The organism is Chloroflexota bacterium, from assembly GCA_035652535.1.
Classification (GTDB): domain Bacteria; phylum Chloroflexota; class UBA6077; order UBA6077; family SHYK01; genus DASRDP01.
In genome coordinates this window covers 24116-30145 of record DASRDP010000038.1, presented here as the reverse complement: position 1 = coordinate 30145, position 6030 = coordinate 24116, and the positions used below count along the sequence as shown (strand labels likewise).

At 67.9% G+C, this 6030-nt stretch carries 5 protein-coding genes; 2 read left to right on the top strand and 3 right to left on the bottom strand.

The features are described 5' to 3' along the window. A partial coding sequence (locus tag VFC51_04970; GenBank protein ID HZT06360.1) for a hypothetical protein occupies positions 1-711 on the bottom strand: 711 nt, incomplete at its 3' end. 114 nt (positions 712-825) lie between these two features. On the opposite strand from VFC51_04970, the gene VFC51_04965 reads away from it, so the two are divergent. Continuing rightward, positions 826-1803: a GTP-binding protein gene (locus tag VFC51_04965; protein ID HZT06359.1), complete on the top strand. Its 978-nt coding sequence runs from the start codon at positions 826-828 to the stop codon at positions 1801-1803. Here VFC51_04965 and VFC51_04960 read toward each other — a convergent pair. Together VFC51_04960 and VFC51_04955 are read right to left on the bottom strand one after the other, a co-directional pair. Beyond that, positions 1800-3497 (bottom strand): ABC transporter substrate-binding protein, encoded by a 1698-nt coding sequence (locus VFC51_04960; GenBank protein ID HZT06358.1) that lies wholly within the window; start codon positions 3495-3497, stop codon positions 1800-1802. The genes VFC51_04965 and VFC51_04960 overlap by 4 nt on opposite strands. Positions 3498-3504: 7 nt before the next feature. Beyond that, positions 3505-4464 (bottom strand): hypothetical protein, encoded by a 960-nt coding sequence (locus VFC51_04955; GenBank protein HZT06357.1) that lies wholly within the window; start codon positions 4462-4464, stop codon positions 3505-3507. Positions 4465-4570: 106 nt separating this feature from the next. Here VFC51_04955 and VFC51_04950 point away from each other — a divergent pair, with 106 nt between their 5' ends. Then, positions 4571-6025 (top strand): UbiD family decarboxylase, encoded by a 1455-nt coding sequence (locus VFC51_04950; protein HZT06356.1) that lies wholly within the window; start codon positions 4571-4573, stop codon positions 6023-6025. Positions 6026-6030: the final 5 nt, after the last annotated feature.

Below are 6030 nucleotides of genomic sequence, written 5' to 3'. Positions count from 1 at the left end.
AAGCGCCTCATTTTTCTGCTGCAGCTCAGCCGTGCGCTCCGCGACCTTCCGCTCCAGCGACCGCTCGGACTCCTGAAGCGCGGCGTTGGACCTCTGGACCTCCTCCAGCGTCTCCAGGAGCCTGCTGCTGTAGTGCCAGAGCATGAGGAACAGGAGCCCCACAAAGGTCGGGACGAGGACGACGTTGATCCCATCGAGGACCCAGACCGGAACCAGGGACAGAATGTGGAAGGGGTCTCGGCGCAGCGACAAGACGCTCACTAGGATGTCGACGCCGGTGGCGAGCGCCATCAGGCGGAGCAGCGAGCGCTTGCCCAGATAGGGGAGCGCCAGCGCAACCGGCCAAACCGACAGGATGATCAGGTACGGGAAGAACTGGGGCGCAACCCAGACGACCACGACGGTCATGGCGGCCACGCTGAGGCACAGCAGCGTGACGGCGGACTCGACCCGGTCGCGGCGAACCAGGAGACGCGCGACGACCAACGCGGCAATGTTGGCCACGATCATCAAACAGATGAAGGGCAGGAAGGCGAGCGGGTACAAGACGAAGATGACGCTGACGAAGATGAGGGCCGCGACGTTGAGAGGTAGATCGACGCGAATGAACTGGTCGATGCGAGCGGCGCTTGTCGCGCCGCTCGCCCTCGCCGCGGCTCGCGAGGCCGCCCCGCCTGGACTGGACATGCTCATGGATCGACGCTCTTTCATCCGGCGACTCACGATCGGCCGTCTGACTCGGCCGCGCCATCGTGTTGCCTCAAAACGTAAACCGACCGGACGGCCATTGAATCTCGCCCGCCGCGCCAGTGTACGATCTCTGCCGTGAACGCTTCGACTTCGACCGGCCCCATGGCCATGTACGTCCTGGCGGGCGTGCTGGGGAGCGGGAAGACCACGCTCATGGCCCGGCTCGCCCGATCCTGTATCGACGCCGGCTACCGCGTCGGCCTCGTCGTGAACGACATCGCGGACCTAGGAGTCGACGCGATGGTGCTCGCCGAGACCGGCTGGCCGCACGCGGCCGTCGACGCGCTGAACGGCGCGTGCGCGTGCTGCTCCGACGGAACGGACCTGGACGAGGTGCTGGAGGGGATGCGGGAGCTACGCCGCGAGATCGTGCTCTTCGAGACGACCGGCGTGGCGGATGCGGCGGACATGCTGAACCAGCTCACGGAGCCGGATCTGCGTCGCGTCATCCAGACGCCGCGCTGCATCAGCCTCGTCGACGCGACCCGCTACCCGGATCCCCTGGGAAGCGATCCCATCGTTCGGCGGCAGATCGAGCTCGCGGACCTCATCGTGCTGACGAAGACCGACCTCGTTCCTGCCGGCCGCGTGGAAGCGGCCACGAGCGCCATTCTCCTCACCAATCCCGACGCTCCGCTCGCCCCGCGCGCGCTCACCGAGCGCGAGCTGCGCGCGGTCCTGGATACCGCCGTGGCGCACGAGGAGGCGCTCGACCGCCTGCTCGCCGACGGGCCGCCCAGGCATCCGCTGCCCCACACGGTGTCGGTCTCGATCCCGCGCGCGCTGGACCGCGAGCGGTTCCAGGCGCTGCTCGGCAGCTTGCCGCCGTCGATCCTCCGGGCCAAAGGGTTCGTCGGGCTGGACGACGAACCGGGCCTTCACATCTTCCAATTCGTGGCGCCGGCCCTGGTGCAGATCGCCCCCTTCCAGCTCATTCGCCGGCCGGGGATCGTGATGGCGTCCGGGCAGCAGGACCCGTACGGCGTCTTCATCGGGACCGCCGTCGATGAGGCGTGGCTGCGCGCCGCCATCGACGGCTGCGCCGCCGGTTAGCCCAGGTCCCAGGTATGGGCATTCCAGGCGTTGTTGGTCGCCGTCGGGCCGGAGAGGTTCGCGTTTGAGAGCGTGATCGTCGTGTTGTAGAGCAGGCTCGTGTTGACGACGAGGTCCGTGATGTGATGGACGGCCTGGCGCGCCACGTCCATCCGCTCGTCCCACGGGACCGTGACGAAATATCGCTCGATGATGGCGTCCAGCTCCGGGCTCGCGTACCGCATGCGATTGTTGCCCCGGTACTGATTCTCCGGGAGCGAGGATTCTCGGCCCAGGAAGCGCTGCAGCAGGGTCAGATTGCTGGGCTGGTTCACCATGTCATAGCCGGGGAAGTTGGCGCGCCACTCCCGGTCGGTGGCGAGCTGCGGCGGGATGACCATCGGCTCGGCGCCGATGCCCGCCTCCTGCCAGGCGTCGGCGACGGCGAACACGAGATTCTTTCCCGTCTCGACGCCGGGCGTCGTTCGCATCTCGACGCTCAGGCGCTGGCCGGTCGGGTCGTGGAAGAAGCCATCGCCGCCCCGAACGAATCCCAGCGACTCGATGAGCTGCGCCGCCCGACGAGGATCGTGGTCGTAGTGCACGATGGCCGACTGGATGTTGCGGAACTCGGGCTGGTTGGGCCCGATGAAGATCTCCGCCGGCGGGACCAGCCCCTGCTCGAGACTGTTGGCCAGCTCCTTCCGGTCGAGGGCATAGAGGAGCGCGCGGCGAAACGCCACATCGGCGATGACGGGCGGATTCGGATTCAGATATTGCGGGAAGGCGCAGAGGCAGCCGTCGACGGCGACGTCCATCCGAATGTTGGAGCGCTGGGCCTGGACGGTCTGCGCCTGCTCCAGCGCCAGCCCGCGCCCCATGGTGAGGTCCACAGCGCCGGCCATGAGGTTGGCGAGCATCGTGTTGGGGTCCGGTATGAACTTCACCTCGATCTCGTCGATCTTCGGCCGGCCCAGCGGATAGCGCTCGTCGGCGCTGACGATGAGGTGGCTGCCGCCCTCCCACTCGCGCACGCGGTAGGGGCCGGTCCCGACGAAGTCGCGCGTCCAATACGGCAGCTCCACGAAGCCGGCCTTGTTGTCGGTGTAGGCCTGCTCGAGAAGGTGCCGCGGGAGCGGAAGGGCGTGCAGCTCCGTGAACATCGCGTCCGCTTCGATATACGGCCGACTCCAGCGCGCGGTGACCGTTCGGTCGTCGACGACATCGAGGCCCTCGAGAAATGAAAACGCGCGGTCGGCGAACTGAGGAAGCTCGCGATCCTGCCCGACCGTCGCCGTGAAGACCAGGTCGTCGGCGGTGAACGGCGCGCCGTCGTGCCAGTGGGCGCCGTCGCGAATTCGCCACGTCGTCTCCATCCGACCGTCCGGCAGCACACGCCAGAAGCCGTTCGCCGTGCTTGGGACCGCTTCGGCCATGAGGGGCTGAAGCGTGCCCGTGTCGTCGGGCACCGCCAGGCCGGACTGCACGAGCCGCTGGACCTCGGAGACGCCCGGCACGCCGCCGGACCCCGCGCTGTTGATCTTGTCGCTCAGCGTTGGCGGATCGCCCTTGATGGCGATGGTGATGCGCTTGGGCGTGCTCGCGCCCGTCTGAGCCTGCGACTGCGCAGCCGGGGTCGATGGCGATGGGGCGCCGCAGGATGCCGCGAGCACGAACAGGAAGACGCTGGCGATGAGGCGCGAGGGCGTACCCACCGGCTCGCTACCCCCGCGTCTCCGTGGCGAGCTCGTCGATGAAGCCCGAGTAGTCCAGCTCGCGGAGGTAGTGGAGGTCCCAGAGGGCCAGCGGGCTCACCTCCCGCGCGATGGGGTACTGCATGCAGCACAGCTCGTACGCGTTGGCCACCGCCACCGGGTCCGGATACGGCTTCAGGGGCAAGCGCGCCATGCTGGCGGCTCGACCCCGGTTCCCTCCCTCGGGGAAGGCGAGGGACGGACCGCCGAGGATCTGTTGCGCCTCGCCCTGATGTGTTTTGGCGAAGTGGATCGTCAGGATCATCGCCTTCACGAGCCGCTCGCCGAGGCGGTCCTTCGCCGCTAGCGCGGTGAAGGACGTGGTGATCGTCGGCCCGGTGATCATCGGCAGCGGCTCGAGGCGGAGGACGTGGAAGCCGTTCCGCTCGTACTCCTCGGTGCTCCCGGTGACGAAGGTGGCGTCGGCGGTGCCGTCGTGCATGGCCTTGAGCTGCGCCTGGCGGAACTCCTCGCCCATGTAGTCCGCCACGACCACCCACTCGACGTCGTCGATGCGGAGCCCGCCCTGCATCACGTACAGCATGTGGTTGCCGCGGATGTGGTGGTACCCGCCAATCGGGTCTTCGATGGCGGTGTCGGCGAGGCGCTTGCCCTTGAGCTGGGCGATGGAAGCGATGGGCTCGCGCGACACCAGGGAGTCGCGCACGCGGTTGCCGGGAGATGCGAGGCATACGATGGGGTGGCCCTGGGCGACTTTCGCATATGGACTGATGTGATTGCCCGCCACGACGTCGATCGATCCGTCGTACAGGGCGGCCTCGGCCACCGTCGAGCTGGCGCAGAACTCGAGGCTCGCGAGGCGCATGTTGAGACGAGCGAGGATGCCCGCCTTGTCGGCAAGCTCCCAGATCGTCGAGTGGCCGGCGCGGAACTGCGCGCGCAGCTCGATGGGCGCGTAATCAGCCATCGTGACCTCCTTCAGTCGACGGGGGGCGCGTGGCCCGAGGCAGTATAGCCCGGTCCGGCGGTGAGATATGATGAGCGTCGGGTTTACGAAGTCCAAGGAGTGCGACGTGACAGGAACAGTATTCAATGGGCTGCAGGAGTACGTCGACGCCGCGATGGAGGTCGACGAGTACCGTGTCATCGAGGGCGCCGACTGGGACGGCGAGATTGGGGCGCTCATCGAGGTCGTCGCCGAGACGATCGATCGGCCGCCGATGCTGATCTTCGATCGCATCAAGGGGTATCCGGCCGGCTATCGGCTCGTCGCGCTGCACAGCGCATCGGCGAAACGGATGGCTCTCGCTCTCGGCCTCCCGACCGACAAGTCGCGCGACGAGCTGAACCAGCTCGGGCGCCAGAAGCTGCGGTCGGTGAAGCCGATTCCGCCGGTTCAGGTCGCGACGGGACCGGTGATGGAGAACGCCATCACCGGCGACGACGTCGACATCTTCAAGTTTCCCGTGCCGCGCTACCATGCGATGGACGGCGGCCGTTATGTGGGGACGGGTGATTCGCTGGTGAACCGCGACCCCGAGTCCGGCTACGTCAATGTCGGGACGTATCGAATGCAGGCCCACGACCGGAACCTGTTGGGCCTCTGGATGAGCCCCGGTCAGCAGGGCCGCCTCATCTGTCAGCGCTACTGGGACCGGGGCGAGGCGTGCCCGGTCGTCGCGACCTTTGGCGCCGACCCGCTGTACTTCATGGGCGCCCACAGCCGCCAGCCGTGGGGCTCGTCGGAGCTGGACTACATCGGCGGCCTGCGCGGCAGCCCTATCGAGGTGATCCCCGGCCCCCTGACCGGCCTTCCGATCCCAGCGCACGCCGAGATCGCCATCGAGGGCGAGGTGCCGCCGCCGGCCATCGAAGCGCGCGACGAGGGCCCCTTTGGCGAATGGCCGGGCTATTACTCGGGCGGCAGCCTCGGCACGGGCGAGCCGCAGCCGGTCATCCGCATCAAGGCGATCTACCACCGGACCAATCCGATGATCCTGAGCCAGGCGCCGCTGTGGCCCGGTGCCCGGGTCATGGGGCTCGACTTCGGCGACGGGCGCGGCGGTATCCGCGACCTGCAGGCGGCCGGGATTTCCGACGTCGTGGCCGTGGGGCACCACATGGGGTACATCCGGGCCATCAGCATTCGGCAGCGGTATCCGGGCCACGCGGCGCAGGCGGCCCACGCGGCCGTGGCCTCCACCCGCAACGGACGCTGGATCGTGATCGTCGACGAGGACATCGACCCCACCGACTTCAAAGAGGTGATGTGGGCGATGACGACGCGCTGCGAGCCGGCCACGGACATCGAGATCGTGCGGGGAACGTGGAGCACGCCGCTGGACCCGCTCGTCTCCTCGGACCCGCAGCGGCGCGAGTCCGGCGACCACACCAATAGCCTCGCCATCTTCTACGCCTGCCGCCCCTTCCACCGGAAGGACGCCTTCCCGAAGGTGAGCCGCGCGCCGCGGGAGCTCCGTCAGCAGGTGATGGAGAAATACCGACCGATGTTCGCGTTCCCGTCGTAGCCGGT